We start from the raw sequence: 24579 nt of genomic DNA on the forward strand, positions 1-24579 counted from the left end.
ATGATTCCAATGATTCCAATGATTCCAATGATTCCAATGATTCCAATGATTCCAATGATTCCAATGAAAAATATTTATAAATAAATATAAAACAAATACTTATATTTTTATTTTTTAAAATATTGAAATTATTTAGGAAAATTCTGAACAAAAAACTTGTGATGTATAGTGCTATGCCACGAAAAATAAAACTGTACGATATTTAATCTAAACAGAAATATGATTAAATATTAACCACTTACGTAAAATAGGCGAGACCTTGATCAAAAAATGTCTTGTTAAATTAAAGGGTTAACAGAAGATAAGTATTCCCCTTATCTTCTGTTTTTTGTTCAATTAAGCGACAATTTTGTTGAGATTTTTATGGTTAAGCTGCTCTGCAATTTCTAGCAATACAGCTTCAGTTTTATCCCATCCTAAACAGCCATCCGTGACAGATTGACCATATGTCATACATGCAGAAATTTTTTGTTGTCCATCTACCAAGTGACTTTCTAACATCACGCCACGAACTTGAGTTAAATCTCGTTCTTGTACAACCTGTTGTAAAATCTCAGGCTGGCGTAGCGGATCTTTACCACTGTTGCCATGGCTGCAATCCACAATCATTGCTGTCGGCTGTTTCAAGGTTTTTTGGATTGCCTGAATTGATGCTGCATCATAATTGGTAGAAGTATTTGAACCACGTAAAATAATATGTGGTAAAGGGTTTCCTGAGCTTGCGAGTAGTACTGGTGCGCCAGTTTGTCCCATTGCAAAAAACTGATGAGAATGCTGTGATGACAAAATTGCATCTGTCGCAATTTGTACGGAACCATCTGTACCATTCTTAAAGCCTACTGGATATGGCAAGCTGCTGGCAATTTCACGGTGAATTTGTGATTCTGATGTACGTGCACCAATCGCACCCCATGCTAAAAGATCATCAAAATAACCCGTCACCATTGGGTTTAAAATCTCACTTGCCAGTGGCAAGCCCAATTGTAAAATTTGTAAGTACAATGCACGAGACTGCTGTAAACCTTCATTTAGGTCGGCTTGACCATTTAAATGTGGATCATACAAAAAACCTTTCCAACCTATTGTAGTACGCGGCTTTTCAATATAAGCACGCATCACAAAATAAATCTGTTTATCGACTTGAATTTGTAATTGTTTGAGTTTTTCTGCGTATTCAAGCACGGCTTGAGGGTCGTGAATAGAACAAGGCCCTGTAATGACCAATAATCGCTTGTCCTGCCCTTTTAAAATTCTTTCAATGATTTGTCGCTGTTGTTGTACCTGTAGAGCAAGTTCTTGTGTGAGTGGTTGTTGCTGCTTCAGTTGTTGCGGAGTTTTCAAAATGCTGTTCATAAAATTTCCTTGGCGTTTAATCCATCAATAAGGGTGTATGTTTTGCTGTTTGGTTATCTGCAACATAAAACCAGAATCGAGGTTGAAAATAAGCCACCAAATAAGTTGTAAACATCATCATTATTCTCCAAATTTAAGATATAAAAAAACCTGATTGGTGTTGCCAATCAGGTATAAATTTTTTTGATGGGCAACCTATCTTTTCCGTGCCCAAACGTATTCGGGCGACTATCTAAAGTGCCAGAAATACGCATAATAAGTCATAGAGATAGGTTGCTGTAACATCAAAGTCATCACGAATAAACTATTAATTATTAAAATACGCCTGTTTATTTTATTAAACAAGTATTTTTATAAAATAAATAAGTTTTTCTATGAAAATACTTTATTTTCATAAACTAAGGTAGAACACGGCGTAAAGTGACGACGCATTTATCTTGTTTTTCCGATGTACAAAACTGGATGGTATTGGCATTGCGCCACTGAACAAAATACTGTGACACCTCTCCTGCCTGATCTTGCTGATGCCCTAAGCAATCTTTCTGATTGTTATCATATTTCACCTGCAAAGCTAAAGCACCAATTTTGGAGTTTTCAGGCGATGGCTGATATTCATAAATTCCTGTTGACCATTCAGCAGCGCTTTTAATAATGACTTGATTGTTGCTTTTAAAGTTATAATATTCCACACATTTTTTGTTATTTGGAATTTCCATTCCCCACAGACCTACAATTTGTGTTCGTACAACAATATTAATTGAATTGTCATTTTGAGGGTTTGCTACTGACTGGGCAGACTGAGGTGCCGCCATTGCAAATGTTGAGCATATACAAAAAACACTGGAGATGAATAATTGCTTCATAAGTTGTTCTATACCTCTAAGTGATAAGAATAACTTAGCATATCTACTTGAAGAATTTGTATTAATAACTTGTTTATTTAACCTTTTGTTGCCATAGCATCGTCATGTTGACTATGCCGTGGCAACCAGTATGTCAATGGTAAAGCCAGCAATACCAACATCGCTGCATACACAAAAATATGCTGTCCTGATAACAGCTTCCAGTAATGCCCAGCTAAAATGCTGCCAACAGCAACACCAATACCCCACATGGTGCTATACAATGCCTGACCACGACCTTGTTGCTCGGCACTAAAATTCTGAAAAATAACCTTCATCGCAATGAGATGAAATAAACCAAAACTAAAAGCGTGAATCGTTTGCGCCAGTAGCTGCACTGAAAAATAGGCAGACCCAACACCCACGATATACCAACGGATTGAGGTGAGAATTAAACACAGGATCACCAGTTTTTGCCAGGAAAATCGCTGTAGAAAGATGCGCTGTGCATAAGCAAACATTACAATCTCAGCAATGACACCTGTTGCCCATAACGCTCCGATTTGAGCGGTGCTGTAGTGCTGTTCATGCAAATAATTGCTGTAAAAACTATAAAATGGCGCAAATGAAAATAGCAGAATAAATTCGATGGAAAAAAATGCCAAAACTGTAGGATGGCGAATATTTTCCCAGATAGGTTGTAATTTTTTTTGTGCCTTCGGCGCATTGCTTGGCTCTTGAATGGTAAATGCCCAAATAAATGCAAGAAATGCAATGCTTAACAGGATAATAGGAAGCCAGCGAATAGAAATGAGGTCAAGCAGTTCACCGATCAAAAATACGGCAACAATAAATCCAACAGATCCCCATTTTCTAACTCTCCCATACAATTTTGCCTTTTCATCACCTAACCAAAATAACGTTACACCTTCAAATTGGGCTAAAATCGCATTTTGGAAAAAGCTAAAAATAAGCATTAAGACTGCTATTGACTGAAAATTGTTCGGAATAATAAAAATTAAAAACCAGATACATGTCTCAATCCAAGTGGCAATACGAACTAAAAGCATCCGTTTACCAGATTTATCTGCAATCCAGCCCCAAATGAACGGCGCAAAAAACCGGGTTAAAATTGCTATAGAGGATAGCCAGCCAATTTGCTGAAAACTAAAGCCCTGATCTTGAAGATACAAATTCCAATATGGCATAAACGTGCCAACAATCGCATAGTAGAAAAAGTAAAAAACACCGAGTTTGCTGCGGATTGGGATACTTAACATCTAGTTGTATTCCATTTTATTTTCAATAACTTAATATTTTTAAAGGTTGTATTGGCTTGCATTCAATTACCCTTGATTGTATTTCAACAGTCTACAAATCAGTCTACAAATCACGAAAAAATATTTTTTTGATTTTTTGTAGACTGGTGTGGTTTTCAACTAAGAACCATATATTAAAGCCTTTAATACATAGATAATTATAAATTTTTCTCTAAATAAAAAAGCCATCAAAATGATGGCTTACAAGGACTACAACGTACGGATAAAAATTACAGTAAAGTTACGGAATAATCAATTATTCATAACACGTTCAAAATACTTATGGCACCCCTGCATAAATTCGTTACTGGTTTTAAATTCGGAAAATGCTGGATCCTTGGCATATTCACATTGATCTTTTAACGCCAACTGGTTGTACTTAGCAAACATATAGCTTCTATCGCAAACTGTGCACGATCAATTGGCGTGGTGCGAATACGTACCCACATTGGCTTTGTGATAGCTTGCACCTGTGCCTGGCTAACTCCAAAATACTCCGCCTCACTTTCTAACCACTCTTTGTATTCATCTGCAATACCACGTTCATATGCTAGTTTGAGTGCCATGGTTCGACCATTTCCAGATTCCACCACTAGATCATCACCCACAATCGGTGCACCAGTATCTGCACGACCAGACATACCTAAGCTGTCAGGATCAATATCATTTGCCGTTTTTTGTACCCATGCTTGAGATGAATCACGACTACGGTCGCGCGGCTGTAATTCTTGAGGGTATTGTGGATTTTCTGCACCAGCAGCGGTATGTGATGCAATAATCCGATCAATATCTATCAGAGCAAATACTGTATTAAGTTTTGTCCCCTTAGCTGTCTTGATAGTTTTTGCTCGGCCTTCGAAAAATCCATTTTTCGCGGTGTTTTCTAAACGGAATTCAATTTGCATGTTCGACTGTATTCATGATTTACACCTTATGCACTTGCCTGATCGATTGCTTCATTGATAATTTGCATTGCTTGTAGCAACAATGAATCTTCTTCATCTAACTCAGCCAGATAAACAATCTTGTCCATATCCGCATCCAAAGGTGCAATTTCCCCATCGAGGATACGGTTAAGGTAATCATATCATCCTGACTAAATTTTGGTTCAGGTTTATTGTTTTGATCTTCTGGGTTCGATGCAACCACTTCATCTAATTGCAATTTTAAGGCTTCAATTTCTGTGTCTAGAGCTTTTAATGTGCTTTGTTTATCAGTTAAACGTCCTTGAGCATCCGTCAATCCTTGCTGTGCTTCAGCTTTCTTTGCTTGCGTACGCTGGAAGCGAGCACTGTTTTTGTTGACCAGTTGCATAATGCGGCCCGCCAAAATAGGTAAGGCAATACCTTCGCCCTGGTTTGGTTGAATGGCACCTGTCACATCACGGTTATTCAGCATGATTTTCCATGAAATCAGCGTGTCTGTAGCTGCAAGTTTTGATGGGGTACTGTCTGGGTTGTGATAAACGATCGTGACATTCTGCCCATCCGCAATGTTATAGGTTACGGCGACATTGACCACATTCTTGCGTTTGAATGGTTTTGACATTTCCATACTGGTAATCGCAACACCACCTTTTGCTGCAAGATCCATTGCCTTACTGAGCATATTGCTGAATTTTTCGAGGTGTTGGTAATCAATAATGATCGAATCAAATTCTTGATGCTCAGCATCCAAGGCTTCAAGTAAAGCAGGTAAACCATCGAATTGATTCAATAAGCCATTATGGTCATCATGGAATTGCATATCTGACAGTAAGTGTGCCAGTGAACCACTATGTGACTTTAATTGCAGTCCATCCCACATCGGCTGCTCACCAGCAATAACATCCTGAAATTTTTCCAATTGCCAGGGCTGAATTGCCGTATCTTTTGTTCGGTGAAAATAGGCATTATCAAGATGGCGCTTTAAGCCTTCTTCATTGGATAGCATCACATCTGTTACCACACCATCAAACATCCGACCAAAATAAAGGTGGGCAATATTTTTTGCTTCATCTCCATCCGAAACGCCTAACACGGCGCATGAATCAAAACCTTGCTGTGATTTAAAATTCACGACATGCCATAGGTCATCTTCTGTAGCTGACTCAGTGACAATTGCGGATAGTTTACGATGTGTACCTTGAATGCAGCCAATAGAGCATGATCCAGTATTTAATGCGGCGTCAAAACCCGCAACCACATAGCCCATATGTGGTGCGTATTGTTGAATAAAGTTTTTTGTATTCTTCACAAAAATAGCCTCTAGAAAATTCTTGAGGCTATTTTGATGATTCGTGTATTCTTGTTTTTTGGAAAGTACCAAATAAAATAAGCTGAAACTTAAATTCCAGTTAGTAATTGACTATAACGAGTCATATCAATATTACCGCCACTGATAATGACTCCAATTCTTTTGCCCTTTAACTCTTTTTTGAGCATTCTCGCTGCTGTAAAACCAAGACACCCTGTTGGTTCCACAATCATTTTCATACGTTCTGCAAAGAAACGCATTGAGTTAATCAGCTCTTCATCTGATACCGTTAAAATATCATCAACTTTTTCTTTGATAATGGAAAAAGTATATTGACCTAAATGTTGGATTTGTGCGCCATCAGCAATTGTTTGTGGGGTATCTATATGTACAATTTCACCTTTTTGAAAAGATAGTTGACCATCATTACCTGCGTCCGGTTCAACCCCGTATATTTTACAATTTGGCGATAAATGCCTTGCAGACAAGGCTGAACCTGCTAATAACCCACCACCACCAAGGCAGACAAATAAAGCATCTAACTCACCAACCTCTTCAAATAGTTCCTTAGCTACAGTCCCCTGACCTGCGATCACATGCGGATGATCATAAGGTGGAATTAAAGTCAGGCCTTTTTCTTTCGCTAATGCTTGCCCTATTTCTTCTCGGTCCTCCGTATAACGGTTATATTCAATTACATTTCCACCATAGCCTTTGGTTGCTGCTTTTTTTGCAGCAGGAGCATCATGAGGCATAATAATTGTTGCAGGAATTCCCAAAATTTTAGCTGATAAAGCAACACCTTGAGCATGATTTCCAGAAGAATACGCAACAATACCAGCAGCTCTTTGTACATCATTCAGTTGAGCCAAAGCATTCATTGCACCACGGAACTTAAATGCACCTATGCGTTGGAAATTTTCACATTTGAAAAATATTTGGGCATCAAAGTCTGCATCTGCCGTTCTAGAGGTTAATACAGGTGTTTTATTTATATGATTATTGATACGTTGAGCTGCAGCAATGACATCATCAAATGTTGGAAGTGTTTGTTTTTGCATGTAAAAAAACCTATAAAAAATAATTAATTAAGAACTAAATAGTTGCAACAGCTTCAATTTCTATAGAACAACCATAATGAAGTTCTGAGACAGCAGCCACAGCTCTAGCGGGTCGATGCTCACCAAGCCATTTTGAATACAAATCATTAAAAATAGACCATTGATTGATATTGGTCACATAGACTCTTACATGTACAAGCATTTCTCGTGTCGTACCAGCTCCAATCAATGATTCATCTAAATTGAGTAAAACCTGCTTGGTTTGCTCTTCAAATGAAGCATTATTCAACTTCAGACCTTCTTTAGTTACCGGTAATTGACCTGAAATAAAAATTAAATGACCCGCTGTACAACTATGGGAATAATGCCCTCCTGGTGGAGGACAATTCTTAGTATTATTGAGAATTAAGTTTGTCATCATATGACTCCATCTGAAAGTGTATTTGCACACCCATGTTAGATAAAATATACAATATTAGATATTGTGTCTAATTTATTTTATGTGTTTTAAGCCGATAAATTCTAAGAAATTGATTTTAAATAATTTTATTTTTAGACAAAAAATCTAAAAATGAAGTGAATTTGTCTATAAAAAATATAAAATGGGTTAATGCGTCTTTTATAAGATATTTAATTTGGAGTGAAAATGTCAGGCATAGATGAAAAGCACCTATTAAAACAATTAGATATGATTGCTCAAGGGTTAAGTGAAACACTTGCTCCATTTTGTGAAGTTGTAGTTCATGACCTCACTAATCCTGAACATTCAATACTTGCAATACATAACAATCTATCTGGCAGAAATATTGGTGATCCTGCTACAGAGTTAGGACTTGCAAGAATTATGTCGCCAGAATTTCCTAGTTTAATTGCAAATTACGCAAATCAATTTGCAGATGGTCGTCCCGCAAAAAGTACATCTATCGGAATTAAAGATACAAATGGGCAATATATAGCAGCATTATGTATGAATATCGATTTAACTTTATTTCGAGGAATGCAAAGTGCATTAGAGCGTTTTACGCATATTGATACAAATAGTATTGTTGAACATTTAGAACCTAGTGGTAGTGAAGCAATTAGAAGATATATTGATCAATATGCATCTAAACATGCAAAAACTCCACAGATGCTGAAACTCAACGAAAGAAAAGAGCTCATGGCTGAATTAAAACAAAATGGCCTCTTAGATATTAAAAAGGCAATAGAGACAGTCGCTCAACACCTAGGAATATCAAGAGCAAGTGCTTATCTATATTTTAAGGACCTTTAGACAAAAGCTGCCTATTATGTCGAGTATTCAATGTTTAAAACAGGTTTGAATTAACTCAGATAAAATTTGAATTGCCTGTTCTAATTGATCTAAATCAAAGTCACCTAGCCCTAGAATCAAGCCAGACCGGTTACCTGCCTGAGAAACAGGAATAATAACCACACCATTCCGATTATTTGCATCAAATGGAACACTAGCTGATTGTAATGCCACAACATACTCTTGGCTAAATGCTCTTAATGAATACTTCATACGATAAAATGCAGAAATTTCAAGCTTCATTAAATAATCAGCAGGTGGTCTCTGAGTGCCATCATCTGATGAAAATGTTATTGCCTAAATAGATTTCAATGATCTTGCTATTGCCCCACTTTTCACTTTTAAAAAAGAAATTGGGATCTCAAGTGAAGCATTACCTGTAATACTTATTATGTCATTATTTGTCTCATTTAGTGTATTTGCACATAAAAATCCTAATATCAAAGGACATTGTTTAATTATCAATGGAAAAATAAATCTGTGCCTTGCACTATTAACTCTAGTGGTGGTGCTGAAGGTATATATACAGCCTTTACAGTGAATAAAAATGCTTATCTTATTGAAGATCGGTCATGAAGGTAAAGCTTCAATGGGACTATCTTCAGCAGACAAATTAGAAGATGCTATTTCTTACTCATGAGACTACAAGACAAAGAAAATTACCAAACAAATTTATGATCTTTATCACTTTCATTATCTACTTGTTTTGCAATCTTTCCTCTCCATACCCTTAATCCATCCCAGTTATCTGGCACAGTAATACCTAACTTCCTCATTTCATTAACATGTGTCCTTAATAACGTCAATCATAGATGAAGTGTCAACAACCATTAATAATAGGTAAAATAAAAAACCTGTTTTATTGGCTTACCTTACATATGGCACAAGATTTCGCAATCAATTCCCCAGTTAAACATTGGTGTGAATTTGAATTTATCTCAAAAACGGTGAAAAACCCCAATATCCATATTCGGGGTAACTATAGCTATTACAGCGCTTTTTGGGATAGCGGGTTTGAAAGATGTGTCGTTAGATATTTACACAATAAACCTTCAACATCTGCAAATCAGATCGATCAGCTTTATATTGGTAACTTTGTGTGCTTTGGTGCAGAATGTGTGATTATGATGGGTGGTAATCAGTTACATCGGACAGACTGGATTTCAGCATTTCCATTCGATACCCGCAGTTTTGTACCTGCTGGAGATACAATCATTGGGGATGGTTGCTGGATTGGTAGTCGTGCCATGATCATGCAGGGTGTCAAACTTGGTGAAGGTGCTATTGTGGCAACAGGCGCAGTTGTGACCAAAGATGTGCCACCGTATGCTGTGGTTGCTGGTATTCCTGCTCAGATTGTGAAGTATCGCTTTTCACCTGATGCCATACAGAAATTGCTGTCTGCCAAGATTTATGATTTAGATGAAAAAGTCTTGTTAAAAATCAGAGAAAATTTGCAATCTGATAATGTCAATGCCTTGATTGAGTTTTTACAAAATCGTACTGCTTAGCAAGCCTTTACAGCATTAGGTTCTTCTATTGTTTACAAATTATATCCATAATCAAACGGCGTTTTGTTGAACAAGATCAAATCTTCTGGACTCAAATCTTGAGGATATTCAAAATAAAAAAGGCTCATCAAAGAGCCTTTTCTCAAGGATATTTACTTATAAATAACGCGCCCACTGAACAGTTGCTGTAGAACTGCTTGAACCAGAGCCTGAACTTGAGGTTCCACTACCTGTTGAAAAATCAGGGGGATCTTTTAAGGTTGAGAGATCAATAGTTGAGGCTAAGTTCATACTATGATTTTTTAGGATTTTTGCCGTGTAGCAAACCAGCATAAAACAGATCCAGCACATACCATCGCAGCACCTTGCCAAAATGCAAGTGATAACGGTGTATGCAAGACTACTGCTGCAAGTGCAGAAGAAAGCACAGGAATAAAATACGATGCGCCTGCAAGAACTGTGACATTGCCATGCAAGATTCCAACATTCCATGCAGCATAGCCAAACCCCATTGCTGCGGCTGCCAAAACTAAATAGAAAATGGCATATGCACTAAAATGCATTGGTTCAGCCGCCAAAATAAAGTATTTCGCCCACAAAATACTGGCAGTGAGCATAAAAAATAAGGTTACACCATTTTTACCATTCGCGATCCGCGCGGTTACGGTACAGTAACCCGACCAAATCAATGCCCCAATAAATGCCAAGCCATAACTTAATGGATTATCTTGTATATTGTGCAGCATGCTCGGCAAGTCCAAGCCTTGATCACTACCCAATACCCAGCAAATACCACTGATTGCAATCATAAATCCTGGAATAATCAATAGATTGTATTTTTGATGATTAAATAGAATAGCAGCGACCATGGTGAGTGTAGGCCACAGATAATTAACAATCCCCACTTCTATGGCCTGTCTGTGAGTATTGGCATATCCAATCGATAATGCCAGACACACCTCGTAAGACACAAACAGGACACTACCCAAAATCAGATAACGCTTGGGAAATTCACGAATTTTTGGAAAACCAATACTCAGCAGCAAAAATACTGAGGCAACGCTATAAATCATGGCTGCGCCTCCAGTAGCGCCCAGAGAATCGCTAACACTACGAATCAGCCCGACAATCGAACTCCATAGAAAAACTGCAATCAAGCCAATCAGCGTTGCATTTCTTTTGCTTATCATGATTTAAGCCACTTATAAGATTTTTTGATAAATATGAGAAGAAAATAAACCCATAAAATTTGATCATGCATGTGTACAAAACTTACATGCTATCAAAAATGGGGAGTAAATCTTTATATATTGAGAACTTATCTCAGGTCAATTCTAATCCTTTCAAATCAGGCAATTATTTTTAAGCATAAAAAAACCACATAGTCGCGAAACTATGTGGTTAAAACTAAGAAACTACAGCGTAAGTATTCTTTCGAAGAAAAAGTATATAATAAATACACCTTTAATGTCAAACATAAATCTCTCGGTAGCCTATCAAAGTGTGATTAATGACTGTCAGGCCGATGATTTATAGCTTGCTGGATACAACTGATCAATTGCTCCAATGCCTGTTGTATCCGTTCACTCAGATTAAATGAACAATTAATCCGGATAAAATTCTGTGTCAATGTATTCAAACGAAATAAACTACTTGGTGCAATGGCAATTTTATATTCAAGCAATTGCAGATACAGTGACATACTATCTACATGTTCAGGCAATTTCACCCACAAAAAATAACTACTGGAATAATAATAAATCTCACATTGCATCGACAAATGTGCTTTTAGAAACTGGTAAAATACCTGTTTATTGTGTTCAAGCTGTAACCGTAGTTGCCGTAAATGTTTTTCATAATGATGGTTAGGTAAAAAATCCACTAGAGCATGTTGCACCAGGGTACTGGCAGATAGCGTACTCATCATCTGTAAATGTTGAATGGCATTGGAAAATTTACCGACATGAACCCACCCGATTCGAGTCCCCATGCCTATCGTTTTGGAAAATGAAGAACAGTGCAACACATAGTTATGCTGATCAAAATACTTCATCGGCAGCGGTTTTTGTGCGCCGTAATAGAGTTCCTGATAGACATCATCTTCAATCAAATACACCTGATGTTCATGCAACAATTTGGCAATTTGAAATTTAATGTCATTACTGACAGTAAAGCCAATCGGATTATGTGAATTAAGCATGAGCCAGCAGACTTTAATCGGGTATTTATTCAATGCAGCTTCAAATGAAACCAAATCAAAGCCATGTTGCGGATGCTCAGGAATGGTAATCACCTTTAAACCTAGCCGTTCTGCCGCTTGCCATGCGCCGTAGAAAATATTTTGCTGAAGTAAAATAAAATCGCCTGCTTGGGTCAGGGCTTGTAAGGAAAGATTAAGCGCCTCTAATGCGCCAGAAGTAATCACAATATCGTTGGCATCGGTTGGAATGCCTTGCAGACTATAGCGACTCGCAATTATTTTACGTAATTCCAGATTACCTGGCGGCATACTGTCTGAATTTAAATAACTACGTTTACGCTTGGCATGTTGAGCAATAATTTGCATCAACTTGGCATTATAGAGCAAGTCCGAACAAGGAAATGCCGAACCGAGCGGTACAATTTCTTCATCCTGCGTGGCTTTTAAATAATTAAAAACCTGAGAGTTAATTTCAATATGGGCGTTGAGATTGGTTTCAGGGTGATGCGCCAGTTCCTGTGTTGCCAAATTCCCAGCAACAAAATAACCCGATTTTTCTTTGGAATAGACCAGACCTTGCGCTTCAAGCTCCTGATAGGCATTCAGCACGGTCATTAAGCTAAAGCCTGAACGCTGCACCTGTTCACGCAAGGACGGAAGTTTGCTGTGGGCTTGCCATGAACCATTTTCAATAAGTGCCCGTATGCTACGCGCCAGTTGTTCTGATTTATACATAAGCTATCAAGACGAACCCAATGTTGAAAAAATGATCATCGACTTCTTTCATCATGCTTTACGCTTTTTAGGTAAAACACATCGACAAAAGAAGCCACGCTATTGTTTTAATGTAGACTGGCTTTGGCAAGTAGCAGTAAACTACGGAACAGTCCCCCAACCACAGCCAAGCTCAAAAAGCCACATAACCATAATACAATAAACCATTGCCACTGTTTGAGTTGCAGTCGTTTAATCATGATAACCCTCATCACCTACCCGCACTTTGTCTTTAAACACCCAATAGGCTAAGCCTGTATACACCAAGATAATCGGCAGCAAAATACACGCGCCAATCAATGCAAACAGTTGACTGCTATATGGCGCTGCTGCTTGCCAAATCGTGACCGATGGCGGAATGATATTCGGCCACAGACTAATCAGGAAACCGACATAGGAGAGCGTAACCAACACCAACATATAGATAAATGGCTGTTTTTCCTGTTGATGCTGACAAGCGCGGTGCAGTTGATAACTGACCCAAAGCACCAACACAGGCACCACACTCAAATAATACAGGTTAGGCAAGCTAAACCGTGGAAACGCGGCAAATAGCCCTGCACCACCCAAAACCATCCATGTTTCATTACCATCCCACACAGGCGCAACGGTATTCATCATCACATCGCGTTGCTGCTTGTCAGCAACCACAGGAAATAAAATCCCGATGCCCAAATCAAATCCATCCAGAACCACATAGATCCAAACCCCAAGACCAATAATCCCGACCCAGATTAATGACAAATCGATCATGATTTTTTCTCCTCATCGAGATCTTCAGCATCGAGCATACTCATAGGGCGCATAGGGGTTTTAAAATGCCCAACACCCGCAACTTCCTGATGTTCTAGAGTTTGATGCTGCGGCCCTTTACGAATCAGTTTGAACAGGTAATAAAAACCACTACCAAATACCACGCTATACACCAGCACAAAAAGCGTCAGACTCAGCCCAACCTGTGGTGCAGACACCTGATGTGATAAACCATCGATGGTTTTCAGCAAGCCATACACCACCCACGGCTGACGTCCAACCTCTGTAGTGACCCATCCCGCCAGTAAGGCAATATAGCCACTTGCACCCATCAACATGGCAAAGCGTAGAAAGCCACGGCTGTCATATAAACGCTGACGATATCGCAGCCACAGTGCCAGTACAGACATCAAGACCATCAACATGCCCATTGACACCATGACACGGAAGCTCCAGAACACCAGTAATGCATTGGGACGTTCATCACGCGGAAAATCTTTGAGACCTGTCACAGCGCCGTTCATTTCATGGGTTAAAATTAGGCTGCCCAAATACGGCACACCCAGTTCAAAATGGTTTTTTTCTTGCTGCATGTCAGGAATAGCAAACAGTAACAAGGGCATTGGCTCTTGGTGATTGGTTTTCCAATGCCCTTCAATCGCTGCCAGTTTGGTAGGTTGATGGTGCAAGGTGTTTAAACCATGTTGATCGCCAACAAGAACTTGTAGGCTGGAAGTCAGTAACACCATCCACAGCCCCATTGAAAATGAGGTTTTCACCAAAGCATCGCGCCGTCCTTTGAGCAAATGCCATGCCGATGCACCTGTCACCAGTAAACCTGAGACTAAAAATGCAGCGATGCCCATATGTGCAAAGCGATAAGGAAAACTTGGATTAAAGACGATCGCCCACCAGTCTTTAGGCACCAAAATGCCATGCTCTAAAGCGATGCCTTGCGGGGTTTGCATCCAACTGTTAGAGGACAAAATCCAGAACATGGAAATACATGTACCAATGGCGACCATGAGGGTAGCAAAGAAATGCGCTTTTTCACCCACTCGCCCCCAGCCAAACATCATAATCCCCAAAAAGCCTGCTTCGAGGAAAAAAGCACTCAGCACTTCATAAGTTAGCAGTGGCCCCGTCACACTGCCTGCAATTCGGGAAAACTCACTCCAGTTGGTACCAAACTGATACGCCATGACAATGCCAGATACCACCCCCATGGCAAATGCCACCGCAAAAATTTTCAGCCAGTATTTAAACAAGTCCTGATACAACGGGTTGCGGCTACGCAGCCATTTCCATTCCAGAACCGCAAGGAAACAGGCTAAACCAATCGAAGTTGCAGGAAAAATAATATGAAAAGAAACAGTAAAGGCAAACTGCATTCTTGCCAAAGCAAAAGCACTCAGACCAAAATCCATAATCACCCTCTACTTCACGAAGGTATTTAATACATTGCAAAAATTCATAACAGATGCTCTGTAAATGATGACTTTGTTATGATGCAGAGCGCCCTGTTTAATTGTTAGATACAAAATAAGATAGAAAAACCATAACAGTTTTAAAAGAAATTCAGAAGAATAGTGGTTAAAAAGCTTCAGTAAATCATTGATTAACTCATTTAAAGCACATCTGGTTTAAAATAAAGACTCATCTGTTATAGTTTTTTAGAACAGATTTGTATCTACTCAAAAAGTAATATATTTCTCAAAATAGACTCAAAAGTTCTATTGAGGAATCAGCACATGAACAACGATGATGAAAACAAAAAACCAGTACAAAAGTACGCCGACAGCAGCATTTCAGACAAAGCCTTTAAAAACTTACTGTTCTGGTTTGCGCTATATACTGTTCTGTTTTGTGTTGGTGTGGTCTTCGCCGTTGGTGCGGACATGAAATAATGAACCAGTGCACACGAGAACCGCTCATGTTCATCACGCCTGAATTACAGCATTTGCCACGAATTTTTAATTTAGAGCATCTTTCAGAACCTGTTCAGCATCGCCTGAGTATGGAATACATGAATCTGGAGGGTGCGATTTTACGGGCAAAAGTCGTTCGGGCATTTGGACGGCAAAATCTGCATTACCTGATTCAGGATGCAGTACAGGAACAGGACGTCAATCTGGGATATGTATTTAGCCCATTTATCTTTGCCAATCTGAACAAGCCTTGTATCTACAGCACACCCAACACGGCCATGATTGAAAATATTTTGGGGCGTTTTGGGCAAGTCGACTATAAGATCAAGGCAGACTATGCACTTGATGCCATGCACATGTATTTAGATATTAGAGAATCTACTTGCTCTGATACAGAAATGTTGCAGTTAGGCTTGCTGCGCGCCTTGTGTCGCCCTGACCTCAAGCATGTGTTTCTCATTACCGATACCACACAGTTAAATACGCAGGCAATTACGGAAATTGAGCAGTTTCTCAAAATCCATATCCACCCGATTCACAAGCAGCGACAATCGGAATGGGTCGTTCCTGTGGCAACCGAAATTAAACTAAAAAAACTGTTGTTTAAACATAAAGATGAGCAATATATGGCGTTATGCGAACATTTTTCTCAGCAAAATGCCGAATTACTCAAACGCTGTGACAGTTTGAAGCTAGAACAAAATGCCCGCTTAATTGAAGATATGTTCTATAGCGAACACATCTTCGAAAAAATGTCGGTCTATAGTGAGTATATTCAAACCCTGTCACAAAATGCACTGCATGGCTGAGTATTTTGCTCAGTCATTCGTATGTTTCTGCTGCGCAATTGTATCTGGTGTTTTGACTGCAAACTGTTGTAGCAAGTGCTGTAACTGCTCAGAAAACTGCTGTTGCAAATAAAGTTCTGACTGCGTTTGTTTAAGCTTTCCTTGGGTTTGCTCAAGCTGCTGCTGTAATGACTGGTGTATATGTTCGGCTTGCTCTAACGTATCTTGCTGCTGTTGAAATTGCTGCTTCAGCATTGAAAATGTTTGTGTCTGTTGTACATATTCTTGTTTTAAATCAGTCAATTCATCTTGCTGTTGTTGATTCTGTTGCTGCAATTGCTGAACTTGACTGTACTGCTGTTCTAGATATACAGCCTGTTTGGTGTGTTCCGTGTGCAACACAGAAAGTTCATTGTTTTTGATCACAATGGTTTGCTGTAACTGCTGAATCTCAGTCTGTAGTTGCTGTACTGCCTGATCATGGCGCCGTAGATCCTGCTGACGCTGTTCCTTGACTGACTCTCGGTAATGCTCCAATGCTTGTTGGGCATGCTGAAACTTATCTTCTAACGCCAAACGGTGCTGTTCATTTTGTTCAAGTAAGGTATTTAAATCTGTGGTTTGCTGTTCTAAACGATTGCGCAAGATGGTTTCTTGTTGCAGGTTTTCTTTCAGCTGTTGCTGAGTCTGTATCAGCTCATCTATACGGATATTTTTCTGCTCTAGTTCTGCCTGAGTGTCTGCCAATTGTGCATTTAAATTCTGAATCTGCTGCTGTTGCTCTGCTTCACGTTGCTGCATTTGCTCCTGAATAAGATTAATTTTCTCTTGTGCCTCCTGATGCAGCTGCTCAGAAAGTCGCTGTACCAAGTTTTGCAGCGTTTCACTAATCGAGGGTTGTGCAATCACATCCTCATCTTCTTCCTCAAGCTCTTTTAAGTACTTGTGAATCGTACTTTTTGAGCCTGTATTCCCGAGTTCAATCCGTACAGCATCGACAGATGGATATTTTTCTTGTGCTAACAACGTATCACGGGCTTTCTTGACTTGCTGCTTGCTAAGACCTGTACGGGACATACTGCACCTTAATATCATAATGTATTATGTAATACATAATAACATAATAAAAACAAACAAAATGATTTTATTTAATTGAGAAATTAAAAGCAGGATAATTAAGGATTATCCTGTGTTATATTGATTTTGGCAAAATGAGGTAAATCTGGCATTACACCTTGGTACGCAAGCGATATTGGAGCTAAAAACGCAAAATGAACCGTCTGGATCAGTATTTACAGGCTGCGACACGGGAAAATACCCGAAAAAGTTACGCTTCTGCGCTTAGACACTATGAAGTGGAATGGCAAGGTTTATTGCCTGCGACTTCGGACAATATTGCTCAGTATCTGGCAGATCATGCTAAAATCTTATCAATTAATACATTAAAACAACGACTTGCTGCACTTTCACAGTGGCATGTTGAACAAGGTTTCCCTGACCCGACCAAAGCCCCATTGGTGAAACAGGTCTTTCGCGGCATCAAAGCGGTACACCCAGCTCAGGAAAAACAGGCAAAACCCTTACAACTTCTAGAACTTGAACAGGTGGTGAATTATCTGGATCAAGACATTGCTATACAGCAAGCACAGGGAAATTTTGCTCAGGAAATGCGCTTAAAACGCGATAAATCTTTATTATTAATGGGTTTTTGGCGTGGTTTTCGTGGTGATGAACTGACCCGTTTGGAAGTGGAAAATATTCAGGTTTCCCCACAAGAAGGTATGCAATGTTTCTTGCCGTATAGCAAAACCGATCGACAGTTTCAGGGGAAAACATTCCAAGTGCCTGCTTTAGCACGACTTTGCCCTGTACAAGCCTATACCGACTGGATCGAGATCAGTGGTTTAACTGAAGGCTTTGTATATCGCGGGATTCATCGTTATGGCAAGTTGTCTGATCAGGGCTTGCATATTGACAGTTTATTACCCTTAATCCGTAAGATCTTTACACAAGCGCAAATTGCAACACCCGAAAGTTATAGCACCCACTCATTACGCCGTGGTTTTGCCAACTGGGCAAGCCAAAGTGGCTGGGATGTCAAAACGCTGATGCAATATGTAGGCTGGAAAAATGTTAACTCGGCATTACGTTACGTGGAAGCAGCCAATCCTTTTCAGGGCTTTTCCAAGAATTGGCTGGAAAATAAAAATGATGGTTAGTTTAAGCCAGCGGTCTTAAGGTCAGGATTTGTTCACTGCGCCCGAAAGGCCCTTGTTCATCATGTAAAATCGAACTGGTCAGCCCAATCCCATCTTCGCCGTATTGCTGCACGGTTTCCAGTCCTAGCCAACGCCCATGAGGCATACGGTGTAAATGGATTTGTAAGTCCAGATTGGCAAATGACCAAGAAAATTGCTCTTTTTGCCGAGGCACAATCCCGTTTGCAGTATCGACCAATCCCATTAAATGCACAAAATCACTGGTTTCATGACCTTCCACCATATCGATATGCGTATTGAGCCAAACAATTCCTTTACCAGCGCGGGTCAGTGAAGCATGGGTTCTGACTTCTACACTTTGAATAAATCCACCCGGCCACTGTTTTAACCGTTCTTCAGGCAAGCTATGTTCAGGCTGTGAAATACTGTCATCTTCCAGGCCTGCAATTGCACGCGAATCCAGAGTCTGCATGCGCCATGCTCGCGCCACAACGCAGGTTTTACCTTGTGCCTGCATTTGTGCTTCAATCAGCTCAATGGTTTTTCCTGCACGAATCACTTGTGTCTGAATTACAAATTCGCCAGCAGCAATTAAACCAAAAATATCGAGGCTAATCCTGCCAATACGCATATGTTCACGCGGAAAAAACTGTTCTAGCTCAGCACATAAAATCCCTGTTGCAGGTGCCATATGCTGTTCATGGCTATTCCATGCGCCCTGTGCATGAATCGTTGAACGGTAATATGCAGTCGTCACTTGCTTCTGTGTATCTTGATGGCGCTGTAACAGTTGATAATATGCAGTCATAAAAAATCCCTATTTTTGTTTATTATTCTCATGAATTGTATGTTGCTACGCGACAAAAACCAAGTCACTGAAATGGTCAGTCAGTTCATCATTTAAGTTATAAGGTTGCTCAAATCACACCGAAGAAATGCCGATCTGCCAATATATACATTAGATATAAAACTCTCTACAATCAGCATAATAAACCGCCAAATTGGCTTAGTATGTAATGAGTGTCTGGCTCACATGAATAAATCTTCTTATTTACAACCGATTTGTCGGGTTTTCACAGTCTTAGCAATTTCTACAGGTTTGGTCGCTTGTGGTGACAACTCGCTTTTTTCTAAAGATGATGAAAAAATCCTTCAGGAAAAACAGATCAAACGTCTGATTCCCCCTCATGCGAGTAATCGTGAGTCTTGGGCGAAAGATATGAGCGACATTATGGATGAACTCAAGATTGAGAAATCCAAACAGAATGTTTGTACGATCGTCGCCATTATCGATCAAGAATCTAATTTTGTTGCGAACCCCCGTGTACCAGGACTCGGTAAAAAAGCGGTAGCTGAAGTGAATACGCGCCTGCAAGAAAAATTTACTGACAAACTGGGTGAAACGCTGGGAACGCCTATTGCGGGTTATTTTGAAAAAGTCTTAAAAACCCAACCCACACCTGAAAACAGCTATTTAAAACAGCTTGGAAAGGTTAAAACTGAACAGGATGTTGATGTTCTGTATCGTCAGATTTTTGACTATATGTCGAAACATTATCATGTCAGCGCATTAACAGGCGCCGCTAAACTGGTTGGTCAAGATATTGGCGAACGTATGAACCCGGTTACCACTTTGGGTTCTATGCAAGTCTTGGTGCGTTATGCACAAGATCATCAACGTGACCGTATGAATGTCAACGAACTCCGCGATTATTTATATACACAATATGGCGGCATGTACTACGGTATTCACCGTTTAATGATGTACAAAGCTGACTATGACAAACCGATTTATCGTTTTGCAGACTATAACTCAGGTATGTATTCAAGCCGTAATGCCTCTGTCCAGAAGGCATTAAATACGTTAACTGAATCTGATTTGTCTTTAGATGGTGACTTATTACTGTATGATAAAAATGAAAATGTGCAATCTGCTCAAAGTTCAACCGAATTAGCAATTAGCAAGCTGTTTGCACAAAATGGTGTGATTATTACCGCGCGTCAGCTACGTAGTGATTTAAAGGAAGAAAAAACTCAGAATTTTGAAAAAACCCAAACTTATTTAACGATTGCCAAGCTCTATCAACAAAAGACCGAAAAAGAAATGCCGTATGCCATTATGCCGCAAGTGGTGATTTCTGGACCAAAACTGAGCCGTGATTACAATACCAACTGGTATGCTAGCCGTGTGAATGGACGCTACGAAACATGCATGCATCGCGCCAAACGTCTGAAAGAATCTTGATCGCGCAGGGAAAAACCCTCGCCCTATTCGATTTTGATGGCACGCTTTGCCTGAGCGATAGCTTCACGCAATTTATTTTCTATACCTTGTCGAAAAGGCATATTATTCGGCAAGGTATTAAAATTTTGCCGTGGATTCAGGGATATTATCTGAACTTGTACCCTGCGCATGCGATGCGTACCAAGCTTTATAGCCAAATGTTTAGCCAGCAAAACCTACAAGAAATCGAAAGCTTGGCATCGGAATATAGTCGTGAACTGTTAGACCATTTAAACCCTGTTATTTTGGCGCAGCTTAAGCAACATCAGGATTTGGGTCATGAGGTGGCAATTGTTTCTGCATCTTTAGATTTATATTTACAACACATTGCGCAATATTTAAATGTGAGACTGATTTGTACTGAAACGGAAAAACAGCAGAATATTTTGACGGGGCAATATGCAAGCCCTGATTGTAGTGGTGAGCAAAAAAAAATAAGAATTTTAGATTCTTACAATCTTGAAAATTATGATCAGATCTACGCGTATGGCAATAGCCATGAAGACAAACAAATGTTGAGCCTAGCGCATTATCCTTTTATGGTCGGCAAAGACCGACTTCTGCCTAGCATTCCTTGCAAATCACACTAAGCATAGCAGGCACTCCACTGGGGCGCCTGCTCATGTGATCAAGTTAAGCAACTTTTGGGAAAAACATACTTTCACCACAAATCACGCTTTGCATCGCATGTGGATGAAAGCTGATCGTTAAAATATGCTGATCAATCTGAATATGATAATCATGAATCAAGGTCGAAATACCATGTTGACTATCAATTAAATACTCATCAACAATATTTAGAATGCCTTCCAGATTAATTGTACTTGACGCACGGTCTTGAGCAAATAAATCATAAATGGTTTGTAGATGGAAAGTGACTTTCTGTTCTGTTGGATGCTGTTTGATGTATTTTTCCAAAAACAACACCATTTTGTGTGCAAAGAAAAAATAATCGGGTTTGTGTAGATATTCCATGTTCATCTTCTTCTCCTTAAACCTTTTTCAGACCATTTTGATCAAGTTTCCTTATGGTTTCAAGGTAAGAATATCACCTTAAAAAAATCTTAAAATATCTATTTTGTTTACATTTATTATCATTATATGAAAAAACATTAATTTTTATGAATTTACGATATTCATGGATCACAGCAATGCAAGCTATTGAATCCACACAGCAATAATTTTCAGAAAAATGTGAATTTCTGACATTCTTCCTATGTTGTATTAAAAAATAATAATCCTAAACAGCAGTTAAAATATGTAAAAAACTGCTACTTTTTTACATGTTGATCTAAATAAAAAGCCATCGCACAAGGCAATGGCTTTATTGCAGATAGCTGGTTTAACCCTGAATTTTAATAATTGGTTTGAGCGTAATCCCTTTTTGGCTGTCGAGAGCCGCCTGATTGATTTGTTCAAAGTCGTAAAACTTGACCAATTTATCAAATGGGAATAATCCTTGCTGATAAAGCTTGACCAATTCGGGAATAAACTTTTTCGGTGCGCCGCTGCCTTCAACCACACCCATAATCATTTTTCCACCGAGCAGCAAATCGTTGACATCAAACTGTGCATTTGTTCCTAGAGGCGGCGCGCCAACCACTGCAATTTTGCCCAAAGTTCCCAAAGCATCAATACCTTGCTTTAAGATCTCAGGGCGACCAGTTGATTCCAGTGCAAAGTTAACCCCACCACCTGTAATGTCTTTGATGGCTTGTACAGGGTCTTGTTCCTTGCTGTTAATCACATGGGTTGCACCTAACTCTTTAGCTAGTTCCAAACGAGATGGGACAACATCTACAGCAATGATGGTGGTTGCCCCACAAATCTTGGCGGCAAGTAATGCACTTAAACCCACTGCACCTGCGCCAAGTGCAACAAAACTACTTGCAGGTGTAACCTTGAGAACATTGATAGCGGCCCCTGCACCTGTCTGAATACCACAGCCCAGCGGCCCAAGTAGCTCCAGTGGTGCATCTTCAGGTACTTTAATCGCATTGTTTTCTCGGCTTAAAGCAAGGCTCGCAAAGGAAGACTGTGCAAAGAAATGGTCATGCACAGCATCGTGCTGATGGTTGCATAACGCCGTATGACCTTCCAAGTCAGCGCCACCAAAGTTACGCCCGAAAAATTCGCTACAATACGCAGGATTACCTGTATTGCATTGGGTACATTTGCCACAGTAACCGTAGGTCAGTACCACATGATCACCGACTTTCAGGTCTTTAACGTCTGGGCCAATGGCTTGAATCACACCAGAACCTTCATGCCCAAGCACCGCAGGTAATGGCACAGGATAATACTGGTCACGCACAATCAGGTCGGTGTGGCACATGCCTGTCGCGACAATTTTCACCAAGACTTCATCTCGCTGTGGTTGGCGAATTTTTAACGGCTGCAACTCAAAATTTGCGCCTTTACATGCAGTCACGGCTGCGGTGATATCTAATAGTTCCTGTTGAATCGTCATGGTTTCTTTCCTTGTGTTGTTGTCATTCAAATCAATTAAAACAGATGGTTAGAATGGATAGTTAGGCGCTTGAGTTTGAATGGTCATCCATTGCCACTGCGTAAACTCATCCAGATTTGCCAAACCACCAATCCGTGTGCCATTGCCCGATGCGCCAAAGCCACCAAATGGATTCACGGTTTCATCATTTACAGTCTGATCATTAATATGCAGCAAGCCCACTTTGAGCTGCGCACCTATTTGCATGGCATGTGCCACATTGCTGCTGATAATCCCTGCCGATAAGCCATAATCGGCCATATTGGCCAGTTCTACCGCTTCAGCATCATTTGAAAATGGAATGAGTACCGCAACAGGGCCAAAAATTTCTTCAGTAAAAATCGGATTATCAGCGCTAACGCCTGACAAAACTGTTGGCTGGAAAAATACGCCGTCTGCTTTACCACCGATTTCAAGAGTAGCGCCGTGTGTGACTGCATCATTCACCAGTTGCTGTACTCTCTGACTCTGTTTGGCATTGATCAAAGGCCCAAGATTGACATTTGGGTCGGTTGGGTTGCCTATCACAAAGTTTTTGACTTTCTCAATCAGGCGTTGCTTCAGTGGTTCATACAAACTTTCATGCACCAGAATTTTTCCTGATGTCATGCAGATTTGACCTGAGTGTAAAAATGCACCCCACGCCACATTTTGCGCAGCAAGTTCAAGGTCGGCATCAGGCAAAATGATCAGTGAGTTTTTGCCACCGAGTTCCAAAGAAACTTTTTTCAGGGTTTTACCTGCATTTGCCCCGATGATTCGCCCGACCTGTGTTGAACCTGTAAATTGGATACTGGCAATATTAGGATCTAGTGTCAGTGCTTCACCAACGTCTGCTCCCCCAGGTACAACATGCAATAAACCTTTAGGCAAACCTGCAAGTTCAAAAATCCGCGCAATGGCAAACCCACTACAGACTGCCGTACGTTCATCGGGTTTTAGCACCACGGCATTTCCAAGTGCTAATGCAGGTGCAACTGCACGCAGCGCCAAATATAACGGGAAGTTAAACGGTGAAATCACCCCAATCACCCCCAAAGGCACACGTTTTGCCAGACTGATTTTTCCTGTTTGTGTCGGTAAGATGCTACCTTGCTCACTGGCAGGCAATGCACTGCAATGCTTGAGAATTTGCAGGGAAATATGGGTTTCAAAACCTGCTTTAAGCTGAATCGAACCACTTTCACGCACCAGCCAGTCGATAATTTCAGGTTGATGTTCTGTTAAAAGCTGAGCTGCGCGTTCAAATACGGCTGCACGTTCCTGATAGGGCAATACCGCCCACGCTTGTTGTGCCTGCTTGGCGCTGATGGCCGCCTGAGCAACATCGTGCGCCGTTGCACAGCCCAGTTGCCCAAGTACTTCACCTGTTGCTACTTCTGTAACAGGCAGGCTTTGTGTTGCAGCAAGCCATTCACCGTGAAATAAACGCTGATTCCAGATGTCTGCATCTAATAACGACATAATACAACTCCTTGATTAATCTTATTA

The 24579-nt window shown here is 40.0% G+C and carries 25 protein-coding genes and 1 pseudogene; 7 read left to right on the plus strand and 19 right to left on the minus strand.

Translation table 11 applies throughout. The features are described 5' to 3' along the window. Nucleotides 1-336: 336 nt before the first annotated feature. The 7 genes and pseudogenes from F975_RS08145 to F975_RS08175 form a co-directional block, all read right to left on the minus strand. On the minus strand, nt 337-1353 hold the full coding sequence (locus F975_RS08145) for a 3-deoxy-7-phosphoheptulonate synthase (RefSeq protein WP_004752149.1): 1017 nt from the start codon (nt 1351-1353) through the stop codon (nt 337-339). 398 nt (nt 1354-1751) lie between these two features. Beyond that, the gene (locus F975_RS08150) at nt 1752-2216 is read right to left on the minus strand and encodes a hypothetical protein (protein ID WP_034425889.1); all 465 of its coding nucleotides are present in this window, start codon (nt 2214-2216) and stop codon (nt 1752-1754) included. Between the two features lie 77 nt (nt 2217-2293). After that, nucleotides 2294-3475, minus strand: a complete 1182-nt coding sequence (locus tag F975_RS08155; RefSeq protein WP_004752154.1) for an MFS transporter — start codon at nt 3473-3475, stop codon at nt 2294-2296. Between the two features lie 431 nt (nt 3476-3906). Then, a pseudogene (locus tag F975_RS08160) lies at nt 3907-4419 on the minus strand (hypothetical protein); the annotation flags it as partial. 97 nt (nt 4420-4516) lie between these two features. Then, the gene (locus tag F975_RS08165) at nt 4517-5749 is read right to left on the minus strand and encodes a defense against restriction DarA-related protein (RefSeq protein WP_004752159.1); all 1233 of its coding nucleotides are present in this window, start codon (nt 5747-5749) and stop codon (nt 4517-4519) included. Nucleotides 5750-5838: 89 nt separating this feature from the next. Beyond that, nucleotides 5839-6810, minus strand: a complete 972-nt coding sequence (locus F975_RS08170; RefSeq protein ID WP_004752162.1) for a threo-3-hydroxy-L-aspartate ammonia-lyase — start codon at nt 6808-6810, stop codon at nt 5839-5841. A gap of 34 nt (nt 6811-6844) precedes the next feature. Next, nucleotides 6845-7228: a RidA family protein gene (locus F975_RS08175; RefSeq protein ID WP_004752163.1), complete on the minus strand. Its 384-nt coding sequence runs from the start codon at nt 7226-7228 to the stop codon at nt 6845-6847. Nucleotides 7229-7456: 228 nt separating this feature from the next. Here F975_RS08175 and F975_RS08180 point away from each other — a divergent pair, with 228 nt between their 5' ends. Then, a complete protein-coding gene (locus F975_RS08180) occupies nt 7457-8083 on the plus strand; it encodes a helix-turn-helix transcriptional regulator (RefSeq protein ID WP_004752165.1) in 627 nt (208 codons plus the stop codon). Nucleotides 8084-8110: 27 nt separating this feature from the next. Here the strand turns inward: F975_RS08180 and F975_RS15275 are convergent, their stop codons facing one another. Beyond that, nucleotides 8111-8365: a hypothetical protein gene (locus F975_RS15275; protein WP_004752166.1), complete on the minus strand. Its 255-nt coding sequence runs from the start codon at nt 8363-8365 to the stop codon at nt 8111-8113. Between the two features lie 635 nt (nt 8366-9000). Between F975_RS15275 and F975_RS08190 the strand changes: the two genes are divergently transcribed. Continuing rightward, nucleotides 9001-9633 carry a CatB-related O-acetyltransferase gene (locus tag F975_RS08190; RefSeq protein WP_004752168.1) on the plus strand — a complete coding sequence of 211 codons (633 nt, stop codon included), beginning with the start codon at nt 9001-9003 and terminating at the stop codon, nt 9631-9633. Between the two features lie 156 nt (nt 9634-9789). Here F975_RS08190 and F975_RS16085 read toward each other — a convergent pair whose 3' ends face one another. The 6 genes from F975_RS16085 to F975_RS08210 form a co-directional block, all read right to left on the minus strand. Further along, on the minus strand, nt 9790-9924 hold the full coding sequence (locus tag F975_RS16085) for a hypothetical protein (RefSeq protein ID WP_265596616.1): 135 nt from the start codon (nt 9922-9924) through the stop codon (nt 9790-9792). A gap of 11 nt (nt 9925-9935) precedes the next feature. Then, nucleotides 9936-10823 (minus strand): aromatic amino acid DMT transporter YddG, encoded by an 888-nt coding sequence (gene yddG, locus F975_RS08195; RefSeq protein WP_004752173.1) that lies wholly within the window; start codon nt 10821-10823, stop codon nt 9936-9938. 317 nt (nt 10824-11140) lie between these two features. Next, a complete protein-coding gene (locus tag F975_RS08200) occupies nt 11141-12568 on the minus strand; it encodes an aminotransferase-like domain-containing protein (protein WP_004752176.1) in 1428 nt (475 codons plus the stop codon). A gap of 107 nt (nt 12569-12675) precedes the next feature. Next, nucleotides 12676-12807, minus strand: a complete 132-nt coding sequence (locus tag F975_RS16090; RefSeq protein ID WP_004752179.1) for a hypothetical protein — start codon at nt 12805-12807, stop codon at nt 12676-12678. Continuing rightward, nucleotides 12800-13360 carry a cytochrome d ubiquinol oxidase subunit II gene (locus tag F975_RS08205; RefSeq protein WP_004752180.1) on the minus strand — a complete coding sequence of 187 codons (561 nt, stop codon included), beginning with the start codon at nt 13358-13360 and terminating at the stop codon, nt 12800-12802. Before F975_RS08205 ends, F975_RS16090 begins: the two co-directional genes overlap by 8 nt. Then, nucleotides 13357-14787, minus strand: coding sequence for a cytochrome ubiquinol oxidase subunit I (locus F975_RS08210; RefSeq protein WP_004752182.1), 1431 nt, complete (start codon nt 14785-14787; stop codon nt 13357-13359). Before F975_RS08210 ends, F975_RS08205 begins: the two co-directional genes overlap by 4 nt. A 324-nt stretch (nt 14788-15111) precedes the next feature. On the opposite strand from F975_RS08210, the gene F975_RS15820 reads away from it, so the two are divergent. Together F975_RS15820 and F975_RS08215 are read left to right on the plus strand one after the other, a co-directional pair. Further along, complete coding sequence (locus F975_RS15820) at nt 15112-15267, plus strand: hypothetical protein (protein WP_004752184.1); 156 nt, start codon at nt 15112-15114, stop codon at nt 15265-15267. A 26-nt stretch (nt 15268-15293) separates the two neighbouring features. Then, the gene (locus F975_RS08215) at nt 15294-16097 is read left to right on the plus strand and encodes a hypothetical protein (protein ID WP_004752186.1); all 804 of its coding nucleotides are present in this window, start codon (nt 15294-15296) and stop codon (nt 16095-16097) included. Between the two features lie 9 nt (nt 16098-16106). Here F975_RS08215 and F975_RS08220 read toward each other — a convergent pair whose 3' ends face one another. Further along, nucleotides 16107-17153, minus strand: coding sequence for a DNA-binding protein (locus tag F975_RS08220; RefSeq protein ID WP_004752188.1), 1047 nt, complete (start codon nt 17151-17153; stop codon nt 16107-16109). A 194-nt stretch (nt 17154-17347) separates the two neighbouring features. Here F975_RS08220 and F975_RS08225 point away from each other — a divergent pair, with 194 nt between their 5' ends. Continuing rightward, nucleotides 17348-18295: a site-specific integrase gene (locus F975_RS08225; RefSeq protein WP_004752189.1), complete on the plus strand. Its 948-nt coding sequence runs from the start codon at nt 17348-17350 to the stop codon at nt 18293-18295. Between the two features lies 1 nt (nt 18296). Here the strand turns inward: F975_RS08225 and F975_RS08230 are convergent, their stop codons facing one another. Beyond that, the gene (locus tag F975_RS08230; protein ID WP_004752191.1) at nt 18297-19103 is read right to left on the minus strand and encodes a thioesterase family protein; all 807 of its coding nucleotides are present in this window, start codon (nt 19101-19103) and stop codon (nt 18297-18299) included. 225 nt (nt 19104-19328) lie between these two features. Here F975_RS08230 and F975_RS08235 point away from each other — a divergent pair, with 225 nt between their 5' ends. Both F975_RS08235 and F975_RS08240 read left to right on the plus strand, forming a co-directional pair. Continuing rightward, the gene (locus F975_RS08235; protein ID WP_004752193.1) at nt 19329-20540 is read left to right on the plus strand and encodes a DUF1615 family protein; all 1212 of its coding nucleotides are present in this window, start codon (nt 19329-19331) and stop codon (nt 20538-20540) included. Continuing rightward, nucleotides 20504-21169 carry an HAD-IB family hydrolase gene (locus tag F975_RS08240; RefSeq protein WP_004752195.1) on the plus strand — a complete coding sequence of 222 codons (666 nt, stop codon included), beginning with the start codon at nt 20504-20506 and terminating at the stop codon, nt 21167-21169. The genes F975_RS08235 and F975_RS08240 overlap by 37 nt, the downstream gene beginning before the upstream one ends. A 43-nt stretch (nt 21170-21212) precedes the next feature. Here the strand turns inward: F975_RS08240 and F975_RS08245 are convergent, their stop codons facing one another. The 3 genes from F975_RS08245 to F975_RS08255 form a co-directional block, all read right to left on the minus strand. Next, nucleotides 21213-21560, minus strand: coding sequence for a hypothetical protein (locus tag F975_RS08245; RefSeq protein WP_004752199.1), 348 nt, complete (start codon nt 21558-21560; stop codon nt 21213-21215). Between the two features lie 361 nt (nt 21561-21921). Next, nucleotides 21922-23049, minus strand: a complete 1128-nt coding sequence (locus F975_RS08250) for an NAD(P)-dependent alcohol dehydrogenase (RefSeq protein WP_004752201.1) — start codon at nt 23047-23049, stop codon at nt 21922-21924. A 48-nt stretch (nt 23050-23097) separates the two neighbouring features. After that, the gene (locus F975_RS08255) at nt 23098-24552 is read right to left on the minus strand and encodes a benzaldehyde dehydrogenase (RefSeq protein WP_004752203.1); all 1455 of its coding nucleotides are present in this window, start codon (nt 24550-24552) and stop codon (nt 23098-23100) included. Nucleotides 24553-24579 lie beyond the last annotated feature (27 nt).

Source organism: Acinetobacter brisouisimilis (assembly GCF_000368265.1).
GTDB lineage: Bacteria > Pseudomonadota > Gammaproteobacteria > Pseudomonadales > Moraxellaceae > Acinetobacter.